Origin of the sequence: uncultured Campylobacter sp. (assembly GCF_938031315.1) — a bacterium.
GTDB lineage: Bacteria > Campylobacterota > Campylobacteria > Campylobacterales > Campylobacteraceae > Campylobacter_B.
Window position 1 is genome coordinate 1 of the sequence record NZ_CALHHT010000027.1, and the last position, 21,520, is coordinate 21,520.

Annotated in this window: 25 protein-coding genes and 2 pseudogenes; 1 reads left to right on the forward strand and 26 read right to left on the reverse strand. The window is 49.5% G+C overall.

Features of this window, described 5'->3' with window-relative positions; genetic code table 11:
* The 16 genes and pseudogenes from Q0236_RS00740 to mqnP form a co-directional block, all read right to left on the reverse strand.
* Positions 1-689, reverse strand: a 689-nt coding sequence (locus Q0236_RS00740) for a homoserine dehydrogenase (RefSeq protein WP_297913835.1), incomplete at its 3' end; no start/stop codon positions are given.
* Positions 689-1,894 carry an LL-diaminopimelate aminotransferase gene (locus Q0236_RS00745; RefSeq protein ID WP_297913838.1) on the reverse strand — a complete coding sequence of 402 codons (1,206 nt, stop codon included), beginning with the start codon at positions 1,892-1,894 and terminating at the stop codon, positions 689-691. The genes Q0236_RS00740 and Q0236_RS00745, both read right to left, overlap by 1 nt.
* Before the next feature lie 259 nt (positions 1,895-2,153).
* On the reverse strand, positions 2,154-2,285 hold the full coding sequence (locus Q0236_RS00750) for a hypothetical protein (RefSeq protein ID WP_297913841.1): 132 nt from the start codon (positions 2,283-2,285) through the stop codon (positions 2,154-2,156).
* 137 nt (positions 2,286-2,422) lie between these two features.
* Positions 2,423-3,442, reverse strand: coding sequence for a hypothetical protein (locus Q0236_RS00755; RefSeq protein ID WP_297913844.1), 1,020 nt, complete (start codon positions 3,440-3,442; stop codon positions 2,423-2,425).
* Positions 3,414-4,115, reverse strand: coding sequence for a 23S rRNA (guanosine(2251)-2'-O)-methyltransferase RlmB (rlmB, locus tag Q0236_RS00760; RefSeq protein ID WP_297913847.1), 702 nt, complete (start codon positions 4,113-4,115; stop codon positions 3,414-3,416). Before rlmB ends, Q0236_RS00755 begins: the two co-directional genes overlap by 29 nt.
* Positions 4,116-4,150: 35 nt before the next feature.
* Positions 4,151-4,966: a 16S rRNA (cytidine(1402)-2'-O)-methyltransferase gene (gene rsmI / locus Q0236_RS00765; protein ID WP_297913850.1), complete on the reverse strand. Its 816-nt coding sequence runs from the start codon at positions 4,964-4,966 to the stop codon at positions 4,151-4,153.
* Positions 4,967-5,167 (reverse strand): 50S ribosomal protein L31, encoded by a 201-nt coding sequence (rpmE, locus tag Q0236_RS00770; RefSeq protein ID WP_297913852.1) that lies wholly within the window; start codon positions 5,165-5,167, stop codon positions 4,967-4,969. It lies immediately after the preceding gene.
* 342 nt (positions 5,168-5,509) lie between these two features.
* Complete coding sequence (locus Q0236_RS00775) at positions 5,510-6,166, reverse strand: 16S rRNA (uracil(1498)-N(3))-methyltransferase (RefSeq protein WP_297913893.1); 657 nt, start codon at positions 6,164-6,166, stop codon at positions 5,510-5,512.
* Positions 6,166-6,648, reverse strand: a complete 483-nt coding sequence (locus tag Q0236_RS00780; RefSeq protein ID WP_297913855.1) for a hypothetical protein — start codon at positions 6,646-6,648, stop codon at positions 6,166-6,168. Before Q0236_RS00780 ends, Q0236_RS00775 begins: the two co-directional genes overlap by 1 nt.
* Positions 6,649-7,016: 368 nt before the next feature.
* Positions 7,017-7,238 (reverse strand): hypothetical protein, encoded by a 222-nt coding sequence (locus Q0236_RS00785; RefSeq protein ID WP_297913858.1) that lies wholly within the window; start codon positions 7,236-7,238, stop codon positions 7,017-7,019.
* Positions 7,238-7,819, reverse strand: coding sequence for a 6-carboxytetrahydropterin synthase (locus Q0236_RS00790; RefSeq protein ID WP_297913861.1), 582 nt, complete (start codon positions 7,817-7,819; stop codon positions 7,238-7,240). The genes Q0236_RS00785 and Q0236_RS00790 overlap by 1 nt, the downstream gene beginning before the upstream one ends.
* The gene (locus tag Q0236_RS00795; protein ID WP_297913896.1) at positions 7,816-8,559 is read right to left on the reverse strand and encodes a 4Fe-4S cluster-binding domain-containing protein; all 744 of its coding nucleotides are present in this window, start codon (positions 8,557-8,559) and stop codon (positions 7,816-7,818) included. Before Q0236_RS00795 ends, Q0236_RS00790 begins: the two co-directional genes overlap by 4 nt.
* Positions 8,539-8,781 (reverse strand): annotated as a pseudogene (locus Q0236_RS00800) (7-carboxy-7-deazaguanine synthase QueE); the annotation flags it as partial. The pseudogene Q0236_RS00800 and the gene Q0236_RS00795, both read right to left, overlap by 21 nt.
* Positions 8,778-9,743, reverse strand: a complete 966-nt coding sequence (gene moaA / locus Q0236_RS00805) for a GTP 3',8-cyclase MoaA (protein ID WP_297913864.1) — start codon at positions 9,741-9,743, stop codon at positions 8,778-8,780. The gene moaA and the pseudogene Q0236_RS00800, both read right to left, overlap by 4 nt.
* A gap of 80 nt (positions 9,744-9,823) precedes the next feature.
* Positions 9,824-10,183, reverse strand: a complete 360-nt coding sequence (locus Q0236_RS00810; protein ID WP_005869739.1) for a hypothetical protein — start codon at positions 10,181-10,183, stop codon at positions 9,824-9,826.
* 9 nt (positions 10,184-10,192) lie between these two features.
* Positions 10,193-11,062, reverse strand: coding sequence for a menaquinone biosynthesis prenyltransferase MqnP (gene mqnP / locus Q0236_RS00815; RefSeq protein ID WP_297913867.1), 870 nt, complete (start codon positions 11,060-11,062; stop codon positions 10,193-10,195).
* Between the two features lie 96 nt (positions 11,063-11,158).
* On the opposite strand from mqnP, the gene miaA reads away from it, so the two are divergent.
* Entirely contained in the window at positions 11,159-12,064 is a 906-nt protein-coding gene (miaA, locus tag Q0236_RS00820; RefSeq protein ID WP_297913870.1) for a tRNA (adenosine(37)-N6)-dimethylallyltransferase MiaA, read from the forward strand.
* A gap of 147 nt (positions 12,065-12,211) precedes the next feature.
* Here miaA and Q0236_RS00825 read toward each other — a convergent pair whose 3' ends face one another.
* From Q0236_RS00825 to Q0236_RS00870, 10 genes and pseudogenes are all read right to left on the reverse strand, one after another.
* Positions 12,212-12,601, reverse strand: coding sequence for a hypothetical protein (locus Q0236_RS00825; protein ID WP_297913873.1), 390 nt, complete (start codon positions 12,599-12,601; stop codon positions 12,212-12,214).
* Entirely contained in the window at positions 12,562-12,813 is a 252-nt protein-coding gene (locus tag Q0236_RS00830; protein ID WP_297913876.1) for a hypothetical protein, read from the reverse strand. Before Q0236_RS00830 ends, Q0236_RS00825 begins: the two co-directional genes overlap by 40 nt.
* Before the next feature lie 54 nt (positions 12,814-12,867).
* On the reverse strand, positions 12,868-14,694 hold the full coding sequence (locus Q0236_RS00835) for an NADH-quinone oxidoreductase subunit N (protein WP_297913879.1): 1,827 nt from the start codon (positions 14,692-14,694) through the stop codon (positions 12,868-12,870).
* Complete coding sequence (locus Q0236_RS00840) at positions 14,684-16,213, reverse strand: NADH-quinone oxidoreductase subunit M (RefSeq protein WP_297913881.1); 1,530 nt, start codon at positions 16,211-16,213, stop codon at positions 14,684-14,686. The genes Q0236_RS00835 and Q0236_RS00840 overlap by 11 nt, the downstream gene beginning before the upstream one ends.
* A 7-nt stretch (positions 16,214-16,220) precedes the next feature.
* Complete coding sequence (nuoL, locus tag Q0236_RS00845; protein ID WP_297913884.1) at positions 16,221-18,068, reverse strand: NADH-quinone oxidoreductase subunit L; 1,848 nt, start codon at positions 18,066-18,068, stop codon at positions 16,221-16,223.
* Positions 18,061-18,384, reverse strand: a complete 324-nt coding sequence (gene nuoK / locus Q0236_RS00850; protein WP_297900585.1) for an NADH-quinone oxidoreductase subunit NuoK — start codon at positions 18,382-18,384, stop codon at positions 18,061-18,063. Before nuoK ends, nuoL begins: the two co-directional genes overlap by 8 nt.
* 1 nt (position 18,385) lies before the next feature.
* Positions 18,386-18,913 carry an NADH-quinone oxidoreductase subunit J gene (locus Q0236_RS00855; RefSeq protein ID WP_297913887.1) on the reverse strand — a complete coding sequence of 176 codons (528 nt, stop codon included), beginning with the start codon at positions 18,911-18,913 and terminating at the stop codon, positions 18,386-18,388.
* The gene (gene nuoI / locus Q0236_RS00860) at positions 18,910-19,827 is read right to left on the reverse strand and encodes an NADH-quinone oxidoreductase subunit NuoI (protein WP_297913890.1); all 918 of its coding nucleotides are present in this window, start codon (positions 19,825-19,827) and stop codon (positions 18,910-18,912) included. Before nuoI ends, Q0236_RS00855 begins: the two co-directional genes overlap by 4 nt.
* 11 nt (positions 19,828-19,838) lie before the next feature.
* Positions 19,839-20,834 (reverse strand): NADH-quinone oxidoreductase subunit NuoH, encoded by a 996-nt coding sequence (gene nuoH, locus Q0236_RS00865; RefSeq protein ID WP_297881368.1) that lies wholly within the window; start codon positions 20,832-20,834, stop codon positions 19,839-19,841.
* Positions 20,831-21,520, reverse strand: a pseudogene (locus Q0236_RS00870) (NADH-quinone oxidoreductase subunit G); the annotation flags it as partial. The pseudogene Q0236_RS00870 and the gene nuoH, both read right to left, overlap by 4 nt.

Here is a 21,520-nt window from a genome sequence, read left to right on the forward strand (position 1 = left end):
AAATAGATATCCTCCTGCGTGATCTCCTCGATCCCCTCGATTAGGATATCTTCTGGGTCGCCGTGCACGCCGTATGCGATGCTAGCTAAGATCAAAAGCTTATGCGCCGCATCGAACCCACCGATGTCGAAGCTAGGATCGGCTTCGGCGTATCCGAGCTCTTGAGCTCGCTTTAGCGCGTCCTCAAATTTCTCGTTTTTTTGCATCATATTCGTAAGGATGAAGTTGCTCGTGCCGTTTACGATGCCGATTATTTTTTCGATACGATTGGCGCTTAGCCCCTCGCGCAGGGTTTTGATGATAGGAATTCCGCCAGCCACGCTCGCTTCAAAGCCGAAGGGCGTATCGCCCGCCAAAGCCTGAAGTTTGTAGCGATGATAAGCCAAAAGCGCCTTATTTGCGGTAACGACCGCCTTTTTACGCTTTAAAATTTCACTTACGATCTCATATGGCTTTTCTACCCCGCCCATAAGCTCTACAAAAACGTCAATGTCGTCGCGCTCAATAATGCTTTTTGCGTCGCTGCTAAGCGGAATTTGCACATCGCGCTTTTTACTCGTGTCGCGCACGAGCCCGATTACGGGCTCTATGCTAACGCCCGCGCGCGCAAGGATGATATCTTTATTTTTAATCAAAATGTTTGCAACTTCGCTACCTACGGTACCGACGCCTAAAATCGCTACTCTCATCAGATCTCTTTCAAATATTTTTTTATATTTCTAGCGGCCTGGCGGGTTCTATTTTCGTTTTCGATAAAAGCGATCCGCACGTAATCGTCTCCCGCCGCGCCAAAGCCAACGCCCGGGCTTACGGCGACGCGCGCCTTGGTAAGAAGCTGTTTGGAAAACTCCATACTCCTTAGATGAGCCGCCGCTGGCGGCAATTTCGCCCACGCAAACATCGACGCGCTAGGTTTAGCGATCTGCCAGCCCGCGTCCGCAAAAGCGTCAATCAAAAAATTTCTACGCTTCTCATAGGTCGCGCGGATCTGCTCTACGCACTCTTGCGGCCCGTCCAGCGCGATCGTGGCGGCTACTTGGATCGGCGTAAACATGCCGTAATCAAACCACGATTTGATCTTTTTAAGCGCGGCGACAAGCTTTTTGTTACCGCCAACAAAACCCACGCGCCAGCCCGCCATATTGTAGCTTTTAGAGAGCGTGTACGCCTCGACTGCGACGTCCTTCGCACCCTGAACCTCAAAGATAGACGGCGTTTTGTAATCATCAAAAGCGATCTCTGCGTAAGCGATGTCGCTGATGATATAAAACCGCTCCTGTCGCGCCATCGCCACGAGCCGCTCGTAGAAGCTCTTTTGTACGACGACGGTGGTAGGGTTATGCGGGAAATTTACGACGACGTATTTTGGGCGCGGAATGCTCTCGTCGAAGGTCTTTTGCAGATCGATGAAAAATTTATTCTCATTAAAATTTAAATTTTCATCATAGGCAAGCGGGATTTTAACGACGTTGCCGCCCGCGATGATGAAGGCTTGGGTATGGATCGGATACGCGGGATCGGGCACCACTGCGACATCGCCCGGATTTACGATCGCGCTAGTTAGATGCACGAAGCCCTCTTTAGAGCCCATCACGGCGACAATCTCGCTTTCAGGATCCAAGATCACGCCGTATTTGCGCTTGTACCAATTCGCGCACGCAAGTCGCAGCTTGTAGATGCCCTGGCTTACGGAGTAGCCGTGGGTCTTGTCCTTTTGCGCGCTTTCGCAAAGCTTGTCGATTATATGCTGCGGCGTCCTGCCGTCGGGATTGCCCATCGAAAAATCGATTATATCTTCACCAGCTCTGCGTGCAGCCATTTTTATGGCGTTAACCTCGGCAAAAACGTAATTGGGCAAACGCTCGATTTTTGAAAAACGGATTTCGTCAAACATCTCAAACCTCTTATCTTAAAGTAATTTTCAAGCCCCATTTGAAATTTCGCGCCTTAAAAGCCGCGATCTGCTCGCGCCGCACGAAGACTAAAATTTCAAGCCTTAGCGGCGATGGGGCGGCGCTTTTGTAACACTTGGGCGGTTTAAAACCTTTGCCTCGCTAAAATTTTAAAAATCGCCGAGACATTGATCGTTTAAATTTAGCGCGTCGACACTTTGCTGCGACACTTAAATTTACATCCGATCAAAACAATAACGATCAAAGCGCCGTTTTTACACCGCGTCCTCGAACGATGCTCTTTAAATTTACCGCGCTACCGCAAACGCCCGCGGCGCTTGAAATTTTATCCGCACCGGTAAATTTTCCTACGCCGTTTAAAATTTTATCCAAGGCGACGCAGTTCAAACCTTTAAATTTACGCTCGCGGGTTTAAATTTAAACTGCGCACCACAGCGAGCTGAAATTTTACCCTCTGTCCTCTGCGGCAAAATTCTACGAGCAAAAAACCGCGCACGAGAGCGGAGACTTTACCACTTCTTGCCTTTGTTTAGGCGCTGAAACTCATCGGTTGAAATTTTAGTGACGTTGCCGTCTTTGACGCGGAGCTTTTGAGTATTTTTTTCATTGAAGCTCACGTTGCCGTCCGCCTTGCCGACCTCAAACATTCCGTGCCCGGTGGCGATGAGCAGATCCTCGTCTCCTTGCGAAGCGACGACGTAAGGGGTATTGATGACCATCTCGCGCTTCTTGCCGCTTTTTAGATCAATGATCCCGATCCACATCTTGCCGCGTGGATTAAGCACGATATCTTTGCTGGGCGCCGGTTTGCTTTGCGTGGCGTTTTCGTCGGTGGAATTTTCCTCCGTTTTGGCACTCGCGCGCTCGATCCTGATAGAGCGGTCCAGCGCGTTTAGCGAGCTTAAATTTTCATCCGCAGCAGCTTCTGCATTGATATCCGATTTTAGTGCGAATTTTTCATCTGTAGTGTTGTGCGAAACGACGTCGATACCGATATTTTCAAGCTTTTTTTGAGTGTTATTTACGATTGGAGCGTCCGAGTAGGTGGTTTTGTTTTGTTCCCATAAAAGCGAGCCCAAAAATTCGCCGAAGCTTTTATAAAGTCCGAAATAAAAGATTGTGCCTATGATTAATACCATTGCAAGCAGCCATAAAAGCCAACCGCTGCCGCTTTTATTAGGGCTGACCCTTTGACCATAGACCTGCTCGACTTTGGCTTTTTTAACGGGCGCAAAGCTCGCTTTGGCGCTCTCAAACTCGCTAAGCCAGTCCGATAGATCCAGTCCGAACTCGCGCTCTAAAATTTTAATGTAGCCCTTCACGTTAAAATTTGCTAGCTTCTCGAAGTCTTTGTTGATGATGTATTCTAAATTTTGCGCGTCGATGCGCGTCGTGTGCGCTATCTCGATCAGATCCATAGATTTTAATTTATCTAGATCGCTATTTTTTGGCTGCTGTGTTTGCTCCGGCTTCTCGGTTTGTTCCGCCTGCTCGTCCGTATTATTTAACTTCTCTTCTATTTCTTCCATTTAAAATTCCATCGCATAGTATCGCAAATGCCGCGCTTACGTTAAGCGAGTCCCAGCCTTCGCGCATCTTTATAGATACCGCGTAGTCGCATTTTTTAAGCGCCCTAGCAGGTATCCCCTCTTCTTCGTTCCCCATTACGAGTGCGTTTTTCGCGCCGAGCTTTAACTCCTTAAAGTTCGTCCCGTCCGCACTCGCGGCGTAAATTTCAAAGCCGCTTTGTTTAAGCTCATTTAGCACACTAAGCCCGTCTGCAGCTTTAACGACGTTTAGCTCATACGCCGCGCCCGAGCTTGCGCGCACTACGCCCGCCATATTTAGATTATTTGCGACGACGATCACGCTGTCCGTGCCCAAAGCATAGGCACTGCGCATTATCGCGCCGATATTTCCGACGTCGGTAAGCCCGTAAAGGATCGGCACGAATTTATCGTCTTTGACGCTAGCAAGATCGCCGAAGCTAAACTCCTCCACCTCGGCCAAGAAGCCTTGATGGTTGCCGCCGCGAGCGAGGGCTTGAGCTTTTTTCGCATCGGCGCGCTCGATCTTTACGCCGGTCGCGGCGATCTTTTTAAAAATTTCTTTCTCGCACTCCTTAGCAAGGATGATGCGGATAAATTTCTGCGGATGCCGGTTTAAAAGGTGCAAAAACAGCTGCTTGCCGTAAATAATCATTTTGGGATTTTAGCGAAAAACGGTTAAAATATGACTTAGCGTATCAAATTTTTATATATTTCTTTGGCGGGTTCGCCATTTATTTTTGAGAGTAGTTTCGCTTTTATTTTCGGCGCGATCTCAAGCGACAGAATGTCTTCTTGCGTGATTTTTTCAAAGCTTTTCTCGCCTGCGCCGTCAATCACGACGCACCATTCGCCGTTTAAATTTGCGCCGTTTAGGCTGGATAAGACCCCTGCAGCGCTGCCGAAAAATTTGGTTTCAAATTTTTTCGTGGCTTCTTTGATTGCAAAAATTTTGCGCTGTGCGTCGATCTCCGCGATCTGCTCTATTAGCTTTACTACGCGTTTGGGGGATTCATAGAGCACGCACGGATAGGAGCTTTGCATTAAATTTAGAATCTGAGCTTTGCGCTGCGCGCCGTCATTGTTCAAAAAGCCCAAAAAGCTAAATTCTTTCTCCACTAGTCCGCTTGCGGCGGCTGCGAGCAGCAGAGCGTTTGCGCCGCTAAGCACCTCGTAAGCTACGCCGCTTCGTTGCGCAAATTTTACGAGCGCAATACCCGGATCGCTGATGCAGGGCATGCCGGCGTCGCTTACGTATGCGCAAGCTTTTTCGCACAGAAGCGCCGCATCAAAGCCCGCGAAAAACTCCGCTTCGTTGTGCGTGTGCAGCGAGTAAAACTGTGAAATTTTAAATGAAATTTGAAATTTATCGGATAATAAGTTTAGAAGTTTTTTTGAAACCCTCGTATCCTCGCAGATTAGGATTTCGCAGCTTTGCAATACCTCAAGCGCGCGGCTCGAGATATCGCTTAGATTTCCTATCGGCGTAGGAATGAGATATAGCAACTATTTCATTCCGTATTTTTGCTTAAATTTCTCGACGCGGCCCGCGCTATCTACGATCTTCTCGCTGCCGGTGAAAAACGGATGGCAATTGGAGCAGATATCGACGCGGATCTCAGGCTTGTTCGAGCGCGTTTTAAAAGTGTTTCCGCAAGCGCAGATAACGGTCGTTTCGACAAAGTTCGGATGGATATCTTTTTTCATTTTTGATCCTTTTTGATGATTTTAAAAGGCAGCGATTATACAACTTTTTTATCTAAAAAGCAAATTTAAAGGGTTTTAAAAAACTCTCGGCAAAGCGGCGGATTTTCTTTTTGAATATGCTTTTTTTTGGGCGCGAAATTTTAAAATTTAGTCCGATCTGCGGGTAAAATTTTATTTTGCTGCGACCTACTACGGCGTGTAAATACAGCGCACGAAAATATGCCGCAGCAATACGCGCCGCGCGTTAAGCCACGATAAAACACGAAGGTCGCGCAGGATAAATTTTAAATTCCAAAAATTTCAAACGCACGACTTTTTCAAATTTTAAAATTTGTCGAGCGTTTAAAACATCAACTTCGCGCAAGTTGCGATCAGCGCGGTGTTTGAGCGCAAAATATAAGGGCTATTAAGCGCATAGGCGTTTTTAAATTTCTCCCTTTCGCGCGGCGAAAACCCGCCCTCCGGGCCGATGAAGGCGATCTCATCGCCGCCGAAAATGTCGATGTTCTTGCCGCCAAAATCGATCAGACTTACGTTTTCATATCTTTGCGCGAGCTCGTCCGAGCCGCCCAAAACCTCGATCTGCATGATGGAATTTCGCCCGCATTGCTGCGACGAGTTGATCAAAATCCGCTCCATCCTCTGCAGATCGAGCCGCACGTTTTTCTGCGACAGATCAGTATAGACCAAAATAAGCCGCCCGACGCCCATCTCGTTTAGCGCAGGCAGGCTCTTTTCGATCACGGCGCTCTCGACGACCGCCCAAGCGACGCAAAAATCGTGCGGCGGCGTAAAAACGGAGCTTTTAAAAACTAAATTCAAAGCCGCACCCTTGCGCGAAATTTCAGAGATCTCATATAGATAACTCGCCCCGTCCTTTAGATTTCGCACGTCTATGCGCTCGCCCGCCCTTGCTCGTCTGGCCTTTAGGTGCAAAAACTGATCATTCTGCAAAACTAGGCTCTGTTCGCCTGCAAGCTTATCGTAAAAATATACCATCAAATAACACTCGCTATCAAAATTATCGCTAAGCTTAGCCCCAAAATCACCCGCATTTTGCGCTGATACGGCGCAAAGTTTTGACTTAGATACGCGATTTTCAGCCGCTTGTACGATACCGCGCTAAGCACGATCATCGCTAGCGATCCGACCGCCATAAAGTAAATTTTAAAGCTCAGATCAAAACGCAGCACCGGCAGCATCACGCTTCCGCTAATTATCAGCGCCGCGATACACGAATAATAGATCGGCAAAAACAGCCTGATGCGCCTAAGAAATCTAAGCCCCGATCTGCTCTTTTGCTTTAAATTTTCAGCTTGCGGCGCGGAAGCGGCGGAATTTAAAGCCTTGCCGCGCGAGCAAAATTCCGCCGCCGCATCGATCTTAAGCTGGGTAAAAATCAGATAAATTATCGTTAAAATCGCCGCAGCTAGCGCAAAAAATTTATGAAAACCCAGGGCGCTTTGATACAGATAATCCATCACTTCCGCCAGGGGGTCAAATTCGCAGGATAAAATTTTGCGCGGCTAGAGCCGAAACGACCGAATTCCAACGTAAATTTTTTCGGCGCGGAATCAAACAGACCTGCTCTGCGCCTTTGAAATTTTAAAAATCCTTCAAAGCGGTCGCGACTATTTATTGCGCCAAAATTTACCGCGTACGCGTTCAACCCCGATTTCGCGCCGTATCTCTTGCGCCAAGAATGAAATTTTGTGGATAAAAATTTAGAATTTCTCTGCGCAGATCGCATAGGCAAAAAAGACACCGAAATCGCGCTCGCACGCCGCATACGAACTATGCAAATTTTAAAAATTTTCAAATTTAGACGCGGATTTTTCAACGCTCCGTCCTATTCGGTCACCGGAAGCGGCGGCATATCGGCATTTATATCGACTTTAGGCTCGCTAGGCGCGATAGGCACGTCCTTTGGCACCTCGCTATCTACCGGCGGCTTTTGCAAGGTGTCCTTTTTCTCATCGTCACAGCCGCTCAAAGCAAGCGCGCAGGCAAAGATCGCGCATGTGGCAAAAACGCGCACAAATCCCGCGCCAAATTTAAAGAAATTTCTCATCAGCAATCCTTTGGATAGATGATTTTTTCGCCGCGCAGAAGCTTTTGCCAAAGTTCCGGCTGCCTCCACTCCTCGCGCACGGCCGGCGAGAATTCTATCTTTTCCAGCGCGATCTCGCCCATCTGCGGATTGTAGGCGTCCTCGCGGAAGCACTGCGCGTAGCCGGTGGCAGTTTCGTGCACGATGACGCTGTGAAGCTTTACTTCGCGCTCGCCGTTTTGCATCTGAGTCAGGCTCAAAAGTCGGTCCACAAGGACGAAAAAAATTCTACAAAACTGCTCCGCGCTCGGATTTAGCGGTATCTGTACCCAGCGCGCGCTGTGTTTTTTAAGATCCGCGATATAGCCCGCATCATCGTGCGCGTAGATCGTCGTAGCGTGATCGAAACTATCGATAAGCTCGCGGATACCGAGCTTCATGTAGCCGAAGTCATAAACCATACCCGCTTCATCTAAAAAATTTGAGCTAAGCAAAATTTCGCATCTGTAGGAGTGACCGTGGATGCTCGTGCGGCACCGCTTCGAGCCGCACAGGCGCACGATGTGAGCGTTTTCGAATTCGTATAATTTCCTGATTATCATACCCCGTCCTTCTCGCCCCAAATTCTAATGTGCAGGCGATCGGAGTAATTATAGCCGTTTTTTAGGCAAAAATCCACGCAAAATTGCGCGCCGCTTTCCAGCTCGCGACGATCTGCGCTGCGCGGCATACAATAAACCTCGCTCTCGCACGCCGCTAAAATTTCAGCGATCTCGGGCTGCGCGTCAAACTCGGGCGAGATGACGAACTTGTAAAAGCTATCCTTGGCGTTTTGTTTTAAGCTTCGCAGCGCGGCGAAGTTTAACCTGCGTTCGCGCGGCTCGGCGGAGTTTGAAAGCTTAGGCGAGATTCCGAAGACGCAGCTTTTGTAGGCGGGAAATTTTTCAAAATCCACGAAAATCGTGCCGTTGGTTTCGAAGTGCACTGCGTGTCCGCGCGCGAGCAGCTCGCAGACGAACTCGTAAAATAGTGCCTCTTTGTGATGCAACATCGGCTCGCCGCCGGTGATAACGACGATCGGCTTTTGATGAAGCTTAGCGCTCTGGGGCGAGGCGGAGCTTTGCGGATTTAAATTTAAAGAATTTTGCGCCGCAAAATTTAAAGAATTCTCGCTCGTTAAATTTAAAGATTTTTCTGCGCTACTATTTGGACGGAGAAGCTTTTGCGCGGCGGCGGAATTTAACGTATCGCTTTCAGAAAAAGACTCGGCGGCGCAAAAACCCGGCGTAGAGCGTGCGGGCGTGAAACAGGACGAAGCGGATAAATTTGGAATTTTATTCAAAAGCTGGGCTAAATTTAAAATTTCTTCGTGCTCGAAGTGGCTCGTAAAAACCGCGCGGATCGTATCGCAGCCGCGCAAGATCTCGCCGGTCTTTGGCGAAACGCGCTCGCCGCCGAAGCCCTCGCAGCGCAGATTACAGCCCGCAAAGCGAAAGAAAAACGCGAGCCTGCCTGCATATTTGCCCTCGCCTTGGATACTTAAAAAGCTCTCAACAAGCCTCATCCGCCCGTCTCGTAAAATGCACGGCTTGAAATTTCATTCGAAGCGTCCGCTTGCCAGCGATTTTTTTCGGGCTTATTCGCTAAAATTTTAGCCAAAATTTCGGCGGCTGCGGCGATGTCGCCCTCTTTGACCGCCTTTTTGATACTTAGCGCGTCCTCGAAGTAAAGACACGGGATCAAAAGCCCCTCGGCGCTTAGTCTGATGCGGTTGCAGCTCTCGCAAAAATCATGCTTGTGCGGATCGATGATGCCGAAGGTGTAGCCGTCCCCGAGCGCGTAAAGCGACGCGGGCGAGCTTTGCGATTTCGGCAGAGCGGTAAAGATAAATTTACGCCTTAAAATATCTAAAATTTCACTCGATTTTAAGCCTGTAAGATCGCCGGCATGGGTGTTTTCCATAAATTCTATAAAGCGGATCTGACAATCCTTTTCGCGGGCAAATTCCAGCAAATAAATAAGCTCGTCGTCGTTGATCCCTTTTAGCGCGACGGTGTTTAGCTTGACCTTTAGTCCCGCTTCAAGCGCGGCGTCAAGACCCTCTAGGACGTTATAAAGCACGCCGCGCTGAGCTATAAATTTAGCCCGCTCCGGACGCAGCGAGTCAAGCGACATATTGATGCGCTTTAGCCCCGCGTCTTTCAAGGCGCGCGCGTAGTTTTTGAGATAATACCCGTTGGTGGTAAGCGCAAGATCGATGTCCGGAGCGTAATCCGCGATCATCTTTATAAAATCCTCGATCCCCTTTCGCACCAGCGGTTCGCCGCCGGTGATACGGATCTTTTTTACGCCGCCGTCGATCGCAACTTTGACGAATAAAAACATCTCCTCAAAGCTTAAAATATTCTCTCGCGGTACCCAATTAAACGGCGTAGCAGGCATGCAATATCTGCATCTGAAATTGCACCGCTGCGTAACTGAAATGCGCAAATAATCGATCGTTCGTCCAAATTTATCAATTAGCATATTTTGCCTTAATATCAATTTGCGGCGATTATATAAAAAACAAAGCGATTTTGCAAAATTTTATTTTTATATTGCTCCGGCTATTTTCTTACCGAGCCGATGAGCTCTTTAAGCTGATCCAGAAGCGGTCTGATCTGCTTTTCTACCCGCTCGTCGATCATCGTAGGCACTACATCTAGTCTCTGCTCTATCGTCTCGTCGATTACGTCGGCAATCGCGTTTATATCGATATTTGGAGCGACTTTGCCGCCCGAATCGATCATCTCTTTTAGCTCCTCGACCTTCTTTTTAAGCAGATAATTTTCCTGCATAGCATCGGTCAACACCTGATCGAAGCGTTCGAATTTTTTATCCGCTTGCTTATCCTTAAAATATATGACGAAAAACATCAAAAATATAACGACGCAGAGTCCTAAAATGATGATAGTGTTAAGATCCATAGGGGTTCCTTAAAATAAATTTACAAAAACAAAAGCAAAAAAGGCGATGCCCAAGTAGCCGTTGAGCGTGAAAAACGCGCGATCAATCTTGCTAAAATCTTTCTGCACGATCTTATGCTCGAAGTACAGGATCGCCGCGCACGCAGCCACGCCCAGATAGGCAAAAAAGCCTAAATTTGCCGCCGCGCAAAACAGCAGCCAAAAAAGCACCGCCACGGCGTGAAAAATTTTGGAGATAAACATCGAAGCTTCCTTGCCGTAAAGCGCGGGGATGCTGTAAAGCCCAGCCGTGCGGTCAAATTCCATATCTTGAAGCGAATACAGCACGTCAAAGCCGCCTACCCAAAATACTACTCCAAAGCATAGCAGCACCGACCATAGCGGAATTACGCCGCTAACGGCGATCGCTCCCGCAATCGGCGCAAGCCCTAAGCAAAAGCCGAGCATTAAATGCGCGGTTTCGCTAAAGCGTTTAAAATATGAATACCCGCCCAATGCCGCTAAAATCAGCACCGAAAGCTTAAGCGCCAAAGGATTTATAAGCGCCGAAACCGCTATGAAAACCACTGCATTTGCGATGATGAAAAACAGTAAATTCCCGCGTCCGATCCGTCCGTCCACGCTAGGGCGCGAAGCACAACGCGGATTGGCGCGGTCGATATCTTCGTCCAAGTAGCGATTTAGCGCCATTGCAAAGCTTCTCGCGCTCACCGCGCATAAAATCCCCAAAAAAAGCAATTTCCAGCCGAACCATACCGAGCCGCTTTGCAGCTTGCTCGCGGTAATCATCGCCGTAAAGATAAACGGCAGCGCGAAAACCGAGTGTTTAAAAACTATTAATTCGTTGATATCGGATAAAATTTCTTTAAATTTAGCCATTTTGCCCCTTATTTTGGGCACCATTGTATCAAAAAAAAGTAAGAATAGCTCTAAATTTGATATAATTTGAACGAAAAATTTACGAAAGGAAACGCCTTGAGCCAAAATCAAAACTCGCATGCAAGCCCACAGATCGCGATCATCGGCACCACCGCAAGCGGCAAAAGCGATCTTGCGCTAAGTATCGCGCGCGAGATGGACGCCGTGATTTTGAGCCTCGATTCGCTCTGCATTTACCGGCAAATCGACATCGCAAGCGCTAAGCCAAGCGAGGAGCAGCTGCGCGAGATCAAGCACTTCGGCGTAAATTTAATCTATCCAAACGAGTACTTTAGCGTCGGCGAGTTTATCAAAGAATACGCAGCCGCGCGGGCTTTTGCAGAGCGTAGCGGCGTGCCTTTGATAATCACCGGCGGCAGCGGATTTTATCTAAAAGCGATGCTAAGCGGGCTGGCGCCGAAGGTTCCCGATTTTAAAAGCAAAATTTCAAACGATGAAATTTACGCTCTAGCGCAGCGCATCGATCCGGAATTTGCCGCGAAATTTAGCGCGGCGGACAGCTTTCGTTTAAAAAAATGGCTAAGCATCTATAAATTTTGCGGCGAGGCGCCGAGTAAATTTCTGCGCGAAAACACCGCCCCGCCCGTCATTTCGGATATTAAAATTTTTGAGATCGACGCGCCCAAGCAGTGGCTTGCAGGACGCATCGAAGCGCGCACGAAGGCGATGTTTGAGCGAGGGCTTTTGGAGGAGGCGGAGTTTTTATTCGCCCGCTACGGCTCAGAGTGCAGGGCGCTAGGCTGCATCGGCCTGAAGGAATGCGGGCAGCTTTTGCGCGGGCAGATCTCGCGGGCGCAGTGCGAGCAGCTCGTAAGCCTGCACACGGTACAGCTTGCAAAGCGCCAACGCACCTTCAACCGCTCGCAGTTTGCGGATAAAATTTCAGCGCCGCCGCAAGAGCTGGAGCGTGAAATTTTAAAGCTCCTTCGCCGCGAGATTTAAAATCGAAATTTATCAAAATTTGCGCGTTTGCTAAAAAACAACGGAGCAAGGGAGTAAAATTTAGATTTAATTTACCGCGCTGAATCGCGTCTTTAAAATTTTGCGGGTCGCGCCAAGGTCTCGTGCGGCGCGAAGCTCAGGTTAAATTTAATCACTTTCGCAAATATCAAAGCTAAATTTATCGTTATCAAGCCTATCAAAATTTTGATTTTCCACGCTTACGTTGCGCTTGAAAATAAAGGCGTAGCCGTATTTCTCGAAGTGCTGCGAGCTGTTTTTTAGCCCAACGACGCAAAGCTCGTAAGTGCCGCTTTGCAAGCCGAGCTTGAGCGTGGAATTAAATTTTCGTATCTTGCCCGCAGCGCCGCTTTGGCACTCATAGCCTAGCTCGAGTTCGCCGCTTTTTAGCTTATCGAAACGATACTGCAAAGCATCGAAGCTCGCTAGGATCGCGGAGCCGCTTTGCGGGGCGAAATACAGCTCATCGCGCTTGAAAGCTACTTCGTAGCCCGCAGGCGGCGCAAACTCCTCGTCCATACAAACGAAGATCTCATGGCTGCGCACCTTAAGCGGATAAAAGGGCGAAATTTAGCGCCCTTTACGGCGTCATAAAACAGCTGCTTGTGCGCGTCCCAGTAGCTTAGAAGCTTTTTTGCTCTGCATTTTCGCTCCTTTAAAAACTCACTCAAATCGCGCACATCAAGCAGCGCAAAACCGTAGCCGTCAGCACTTAGCTCGCCCAAAAACATATCTCTCCTTGTTGGCAAAGCGCGATGGGTTCAATTCGCGCTTAAAATTTTAGCTCAATACCCGCTTAAAAAGACGAAATTATTTACCGCGCCGGTTAGGAATTTCACCAAAAACGGCGCCAACACGCACGCCACGCTAGCTAGCACGACGGCAAATTTTATCTGCACGGAGACCGCGCTCAGCGAGCCGTCAAGCTCCGCGTTCTCCCGCGGCTCGTGCAAAAACATACGCACGATGAGGCGCAGGTAGTAGTACAGCGCGAGCGCGCTATTTACCGCCATGATGACGGCGAGGGCGAAGTAGCCAGAATTGACCGCGGCGCTTAGCAGATACATCTTGCCCCAAAACACGCTAAACGGCGGAATGCCCGCAAGCGAGAGCATAAAGATCGCCGCACATAGCGCAAAGAGCGGATGGGTGCGGATCAGCCCGTCAAATTTCTCAAACGGATGCTCGAAGCGAGCCGCGAACTTAGAGCTTTGCTCGCAAATTTCGGCGCCTGGCTCGCAAGTTTTAGTGCCGAAAAGGCTCGCTTCCGCGCCGGGCTCGATCGCTTTCAAATTTGGCCCGCTTGCTTTAGAATTTTGCTCGCCTGCTTTAAAATTCTGCTCGCTTGCTTTAAAGCTCCGCTCGCTTGCTTTAAAGCTCCGCTCGCCGCAAGCTAAATTTTGTCCGTTCGCGCCTAAATTTAATTCATTGGCAAGGTCTGCTAACTCGTGATTTTGCGAAAAAGAGAGCTTTGCGTTTGAGATAAAATTCCCCTCCTCGCCGTTTGCATTTAAATTTAAAGCAATGCTTTGGGTTTTAAATTTTAAATTTAACGAGCGCGCGCGCCTTTGCCGTACGCACCAGATGAAGGCAAACGCCCCGAGGTTTGCCACGGCGTATAGGATCCAGTAGGTGAAAAGCGCCGCATTTGCCTGCGTCGAGCCGATCACGATCGCGCAGAGCACGAAGCCTGCGTGCGAAACGGAGCTGAAAGCTAGCATCCGTTTGACGTCGCGCTGCACGAGCGCCATGAGGTTCGCTAAGCTCATCGTAAGCACCGCTACGGCGTAGAGCACGATGTTTAGCCACTGCACGCCGATGCTTTGCAATGCTTCAAATAGCCTGATCGCCACGACAAAGCCCGCGATCTTGGGCACGACGGACAAAAAGCCCGCCATAGCCGAGCTCGCACCCTCGTAAACGTCGGGCGTCCAGGTGTGAAACGGGATCAGCGAGAGCTTAAATCCTATCGAGACGATCATAAATGAGCAGGCGGCGAAAAGCAAGACGTTGGTTTGTAAATTTGAACTCTTGGCGATCTGCGCGATATTTGAAATTTCCATAGAGCCGGTCGATAGAAAAAACATCGCCGCGCCGAATGCGAAAAAGCCTGATCCCAGCGCGCCCATTATGAAGTATTTTAGCGCCGCTTCGACCGATCTGGCGCGATTATGCAGCGCGATTAGCGTATAAAGCGCCAGCGAGCCCGTCTCAAGCCCAACGAGGATCATCATTAAGCTTTCGCTCGCGACCATAAACTCATAGCCCACGAGCACGAATAAAAACAGCACGAAAAACTCCGCCGTGTGGTACTCGTGCGCGCTTCTTGCACCCAAAGATAGAAAGATGAAAAATATCGAACCTGCGAGCATGATAAGCATCGATAGCGTCGCGATTCCGTCTACTAACATCACGTCGAAAAGCCCGCGTATGCCGCTGTTGTATCCGAAAACAAGCCCGAAGCCCAGAGCTAGCGCCAGTATCGTGATGACGGCGTAAAATTTATACGATAGCGTGCGCGCAAAAAGCGAAACCGCGAGCATCAGCAGGGCAAATCCTCCAAGTATCGCCATAGGCGCGATCGAGGCTAAATTTAAAAGATTATTTTGCATCGCTTCTTACCTTAAAATTTGCTTTTTCCATATAGGCGCGAGTCGCGGTTTGAGAGGCTTTGTTAAACATCAGCTCAAGACTTTGCGTCACAGTAGGCTCGATACTCTTTAACATCAGATTCGGCGCGACGCCCAGCACTACCACCAGCACGCAGATCGGGACGATAGAGCAAAGCTCGGTTCTGTTTAGATCGCTTAGTTTCTTATTCTCCTCATGCACGAGTGCGCCGAAGAAGGTCTTTTTATAAAGATTCATCGAATAGATCGCGCCCATTATGATACCGAGCCCGCCCAAAAGCGCATAGCTAAAACTGATTTTAAAAATCCCCGCAAGGCTTAGGAATTCTCCCACGAAGCCGATCGTAAGAGGAAGTCCTATCGAGCCTAGCAGCGCGACGCAAAAACAAAACGCATAAAGCGGCATCACGCGCGCAAGCCCGCCGAATTCGCTAAAAAGCTTCGTATGCCTGCGGTCGTATAAAAAGCCAACGAGCATAAAAAGCCCGCCGCTTACGATACCGTGGCTGATCATCAAAAATACCGCGCCGCTCATTCCTTCGCGGCTCATTGAAAAAATTCCAAGCATTATGACGCCCATATGCGCGATCGAGCTATACGCGATAACCTGTTTGATGTCCTTTTGCGCAAAGGCAATGAAGCTTGCATAGATGATCATAACGATCGCTACGGCGCACATCATCCCGCTAAAATGCACGCTCGCGTCGGGAAATAGCGGCAGCGAAAATCGCACGAAGCCGTAGGTGCCCATCTTAAGAAGCACCGCGGCAAGCAAAACTGAGCCTATCGTAGGGGCTTGCCCGTGCGCATACGGAAGCCAGGTATGAAAAGGAAAGCAAGGCGTCTTGATCGCAAAGGCAACCGAAAATGCCAAAAACAGAGGAATTTGCGTGCTAAGCGGCAGCGATAGGCTCTGCCAGTTTAGGATATTAAAGCTATACTCGCCCGTAGCCTCGTGATAGAAATAGCTCATCGCTACGAGCCCTACGAGTAGAAACATCGAGCCTAGGAAGGTGTAGATGAAAAATTTTACCGCAGCGTAAATTCTCTTGCCGCTGCCCCACGCGCCGATGATGTAGAGCATTGGAATTAGCGAAAGTTCCCAAAAGATGTAAAACAAAATCGCATCCAGCGCCACGAAAACGCCCACCATCGTCATCTCTAAAAACAAAATGCAGATGATTAAATTTTTGGCGCGCTCTTTAATGCTTAGGCTAAGTAGCGCCAAAAAGGTAACCAGCGTGCTTAGGATCACTAAAAACAGCGAAATTCCGTCCACGCCGATGAAGTAGTTGATGCCGTATTCGCTTATGAAAGGGTGCAGCACGCTAAACGCGATGCCGTCCACCGGCTCGTAGAGTATCCACAAAACGAGCGAAAGCACGAACTCTATAAAGCTCATCGTAACGGCGTAGGTCTTGATGCTCGCTTCGTCGATCAAAAAGCCTAAAACCGCAGCTACCGCCGGAAAAAATATAACCAAACTTAAAAAGTATTCCATGCCCACCTCACAGCGCAAACGCCAAAATCAGCAAAATGAAAGATCCCAAAACCATCCACCTTAAATTTGCGCTCAAATCTCCGCTATTGCTTGCGCGATCCGCACCTTCGCCGCTTTTTACCGCCACGCGAGCGATCAGATCGACGCTGGCGTCTATGATCGCGCCGTCGCATTTAGCGCAGATCTCGCTAAGCTTAGCGTATCCGCGCACGATCACGCGCTCGTAAATTTGCGGGATAAAATACTGAGCGATCAAAATTTTATAAAATTTGCAGTTCTTTAAATTTTGGCTAAATTTACCCTTGCCGTATGTCCAAATCGTGCCGATCGCTACCGCGCTTATCATCGCTAGCGTTATGGCGATCAAAATTACCTCCACGCCGTGCGGGATCGAAGCTTTAAAGCCCGGCAGTATGCTAAGCACGAACTCAGCAAAATCGTGCTCGAAAAAGCCCGCGATCACTGCAGGCACGGCTAGCACGCCCATCGCGATGAGGGCAAAGCCTTTCGCCTCGTGCGGATGGTGGGTAAATTTTTGCTTGCCGAAAAACACGAGCATTATCAGACGCACGCTATAAAATGTCGTCATCGCAGCACCCGCAAACAGCAGCGCCCAGATGAAATACGCGTCCGCGCTCCACGCCGCTTCTAAAATTTTATCTTTTGAAAAAAAACCAGCGAACGGATAAAATCCGCAAAGCGCGAGCGAGCCTATGCACATTAAAATCGCCGTAGGTCGCATAAACTTATATAATCCGCCCATATTTTGGATATTTAGATCGTCTTTCATCGCGTGCATTACGTTGCCCGCGCCCAAAAATAGAAGTGCCTTGAAAAACGCATGCGTCGCCAGATGAAATAGCGCGATCCAATACGCCCCGAGCCCCGCGGCTACGAACATATAGCCAAGCTGCGAAAGCGTGGAGTAGGCGATGATTTTTTTAAGATCATTATGAACCAGCGCCATCGACGCCGCAAAGACCGCCACGAAAGCGCCCAAGCAGACGATAAAGCCGCTTACTTCGGGCGCGAGCGCGAAAATCGCGTTTGCGCGGATCACCAGATAAACGCCCGCCGTAACCATCGTCGCTGCGTGAATAAGCGCGGACACGGGCGTCGGACCCGCCATCGCGTCGGCAAGCCAGGTATGGAACGGAAACTGCGCGCTTTTGCCCATCGCGCCGATGAATAAAAGCGCTGCAATCAGGGTTAAAATTTCAGGCTCCAAGCTCGCTGCGTTCGCAAACACCACCTCGTACCGCAGCGAGCCGAAATTTAAATAGATCAGAAAAATTCCAAGCAACATCCCAAGGTCTGCGATGCGGTTCATTATGAAAGCTTCATTGGCGCACCAGCTGTAGTTGCTCCTGTCGTACCAAAAGCCTATTAACAGCCACGAGCAAAGTCCGACCCCCTCCCAGCCGATAAAAAGTCCTAAAAAATTATCGCTCGTTACCAAAACCAGCATCGAAAAAACGAAAAGCCCCAGGAAGCTGAAAAATTTAGCGAAGTTTTCATCATCCCACATATAGTAGATCGAATACACGTGCACTACGCTGGAAACGATGCCTACGACCACCATCATCACCGCACTTACGCTATCTATGAGAAAGCTAAATTTTGCGTCCAAAAATCCCGTGCTTATGAAATCGGCTAAGCTTACGCTGATTAGGCGGTTGTCAGAGACGAGCTCCATCAAAGCAAGCGACGCGATAGTACTTAAAATCACCAGCGCCGAGCAGATTACACCAATAAACATCTTATCTTTGGCGCGAATGAAAACGCCTGCGAAGATCGCCGAGGCAAGCGGTGCGAAAAGGGCGATTAAGAGCCATACAAAAACGGTATCAAGCATCAGACCCATCCTTAGAAGGATTTTTAAAATTTACGAAGCTGTCAAGTTCGATGCTGCCCGTTTTCTTATACCACAAGATGAGCAGCCCAAGCCCCACGGCCATCTCGCTCGCGGCGATCGCGACGATGAAAAGCGCAAAAATTTCGCCGTTTATATTGTCGTAAAATTTCGCCACGGCTACGAGGGCTAAATTTGCGGCGTTTAATAAAATTTCGCTCGAAAAAAAGAGCATTATCAAATTTCTTCGCTTCATCATACCCGCAAGCCCGAGCCCAAACATCATCGCAGCAACGATCAGATAGTGATTTAGACCCATTTTACCCCTCGCTCTCTTCGTAGCTCAGGCTCGCGTCCATCTGCTTATGCGCAAGCACGATAGCGCAGATCATCGCCACGAGCAGCATCACGGCGGCAAGCTCGAAAATCGCCAGATATTTCGTAAAAATAATCATCCCAAGCGCCTCGGTATCGTCGGTGTTTAAAATTTTAAGCGTTTCTACGTTGTTCGCAACCACCGCGCCAAGCACGATAATCACGAGCAAAAATGCGATCACGCCGCTAAGCGCGAAAAATAGCCTTGCCCCCTTTTTCGGCTCGCTTACGTTTTTATCCGCGCCCAAAAACATCAGCGCGAAGCCGTAAAGCACGATCACGGCGCCGGTATAAACTATGATCTGCACTACGCCCAAAAACTCCACATCCAGCAAAAAGAAAAATCCGCTCATAAAGACCATGCCGCCGGCTAGCGCGCTAAGGGCGTAAAGGACGTTTTTGCTAAAAACGCTGATACCGAAAAGCGCCAGGCAAACCGCGCTGAAAAAATAAAATGCAAGCGTTTGTATCATTGCTCCTCCCCCTGCGCGACGGAATTTTCGGCGCTTTGAGAGGCGAGATTTTCTTTGGAATTTCGCTGTGAATCAGGCGCGGAATTTTGAGCGTCCGTAACGGAATTATCTTTAGACTTTTCGACGTCCGCGGCGGAGCTTTCCTTTAAGCTTGCCCGCCCGACGTCTTGCCGCTCGGCTAAAATTTCGCCGCTTAAGCCCGCGCCCTTTGAAAATAGAATTTTATCGCTAGCGGCGCCCTCTTTTTTAGAGCTTTCCGCGGCGCTGCTTTTTAAATTTGAATCCGCGCTCTTTAAGCTTGGCTCGTCGCTTGCGGCGTCGCTTTTTATATAGGCGTTCGGCGTCATCTTGATCCGCGTGCCCGCGTTTTCATCCAGGCTACCGTAGCCCGCAAACTCCTGCGCCGCGCCGTTTAAACATAAATTTTCGCCGCGAATCAAAAGATCCTCTTTGAAGCCGTAGTATGCCCGCTGTTCGCTCGCAAGCTCATATTCGCAGCCGTGCACGATAGCGATCTCAGGGCAGACGTCCGCGCAGAGCCCGCAATAGACGCAGCGCCCTAAATTTATCGAATAGTTATCTACCTTTTTGCGGCCGTCGGCGCCGAGGCTTGTCTCCATCGCGATGCAGTTCGCCACGCAGATCTTCTCGCACAAACCGCATCCGATGCAGCGTTCGCTGCCGCTTTCAAGCAGGCGCATAAGCTTGTGCACGCCGCGGTATCTAGGCGGCATGACAAATTTTTCCATAGGATACCGAAGCGTATGCGAGCCACCGCGCTTAAACATATTTTTTAGCACCACCCACAGCCCCACGAAAAGCTCGCCGCGAAAGGTGCGGGTTAGAAATCTACGAAGCTTATCGCCGCCTGAGTTAATAGAGGCTCTTTTGTCGATCTGGGCGTATCTTGCCATCGCAACCCTCCTTAAACGATCGCTAGCGCGGTAATTAGCACGCAAGCAAGAGCTAACGGCATGCAGACTTTCCAGCAAAGCCCCATCAGCTGATCGGGGCGTAGATGCGGCCACGCCGCGCGCGCCCATAGGAAGCAGAAAAACACGAGGCTTGATTTTAATACCATCATAACGCCACCAGGGATAAACCAAAACGCGTTAAATCCGCCCAAAAACAGCAGCGTCGTAACGACGGAGTAGGTTATGATATTGGCGTATTCGCCGATAAAAAACATACCCCAGCGCATACCAGAATACGCCGTACCGGCGCCCGCTACGATCTCGGTTTCGTTTTCGGTGAGGCACAGCGGCGTGCGGTTGCACTCTACAAAGGCTGCGATGAGAAAGAGCGCAAAGCAGACGGGCTCTTTCCAGATAAACCACTTATCAATGCCGCCGCTTTGCGCGCTTACGATGTCGATGAGCGAGAGCGAACCCGTGATCATCACGATAGGGATCAGGCTAAGCCCGTTTATCACCTCAAAGCAGGTGATCTGCAAAAACGCGCGAAACGCGCCTATCGTGCCCCATTTATTGTAGCTCGCAAGCCCTCCGATCAGTAGACCATAAACGCAGGTGCCGCTAGCTCCGAGCAAAAATAAAATTCCCACATTTATATCGCTTAAAATCGGCTGGATGGTTCGCCCGCCGATCGTAAACTCCGGCAGCAGCGGCACTACCGAAAGCGCCACGAAAGCGCCCGTAGCCGATATTATCGGCGCGATTTTGAAAAGAAGCTTATTCGCCCGCGCAGGGATCGCGTCCTCTTTGGTAAAAAGCTTTATCATATCCGCGCCCACCTGCAAAAGTCCCGCAGGCCCGACCATAGAGGGTCCGATCCTGCGCTGCATAAAGGCAAGCACCTTGCGCTCGGCATAGGTCGCAAGCCCCGAGAGCAGCGCGATGACGGCTAAAATCACGAGCGCCTTTAAGACGGTGGCTACGAAATAAAATGCACTATCGCTCATCTGCCCTCTCCTTTGGAATTTGAAATTTTCTCGATTTTTACGCTTGCATAGCGTGAGGTTTTGAAAAATATCTCGCTGCGCAGCTTCTCGTCAAAATACGGCAGATACGCCCCGCTAAAGCCTGGATCGATCTTTACGCTAGCGACGATTTCGCGCTTTAAGCTTACGAGCCCCTCTGCGCCGCTTTCGCCATTTTCATTATCAGAGATACCGACTTTGTGTGCACTGTTAGAGCGATCCGCTTTTTTCGCGCGACCGGTGCCGCTTTTATCATTAGCGCCACTAGTTTTTTCATCATTGCTCGCGCCGTCTGCTTGGTAAATTTTAACGACGTCGCCTGCGCTTACGCCCAGAGCTTCGGCGATGCCGGGGCTTAGATACAGCGCGCCCGCTTCGCCCAGCCCGCTGCTTGCGCCGCTAAATTTATTGAATTGATGCAGCGGATTTGCCTCATAGATTAAAATTTCGCCTTTCGCACAGCTTAGCGCGGGCGAAAGCGAAATTTCAAACTCCTCATCGCTAGCGGCGAGCTCCTCGTTTCGCAGCTCATATCCGCGGTGGTTTGCGCCGCCGTTGTCGTAGAAATTTTCTAAATCGTCAAATTTAACCGGCTCAAAATCCGCGCCCAAACTCGGCGTATAGCTGATCGCGTGTTCCGCGCAAACTCCCAGCGCACAGGCGATATC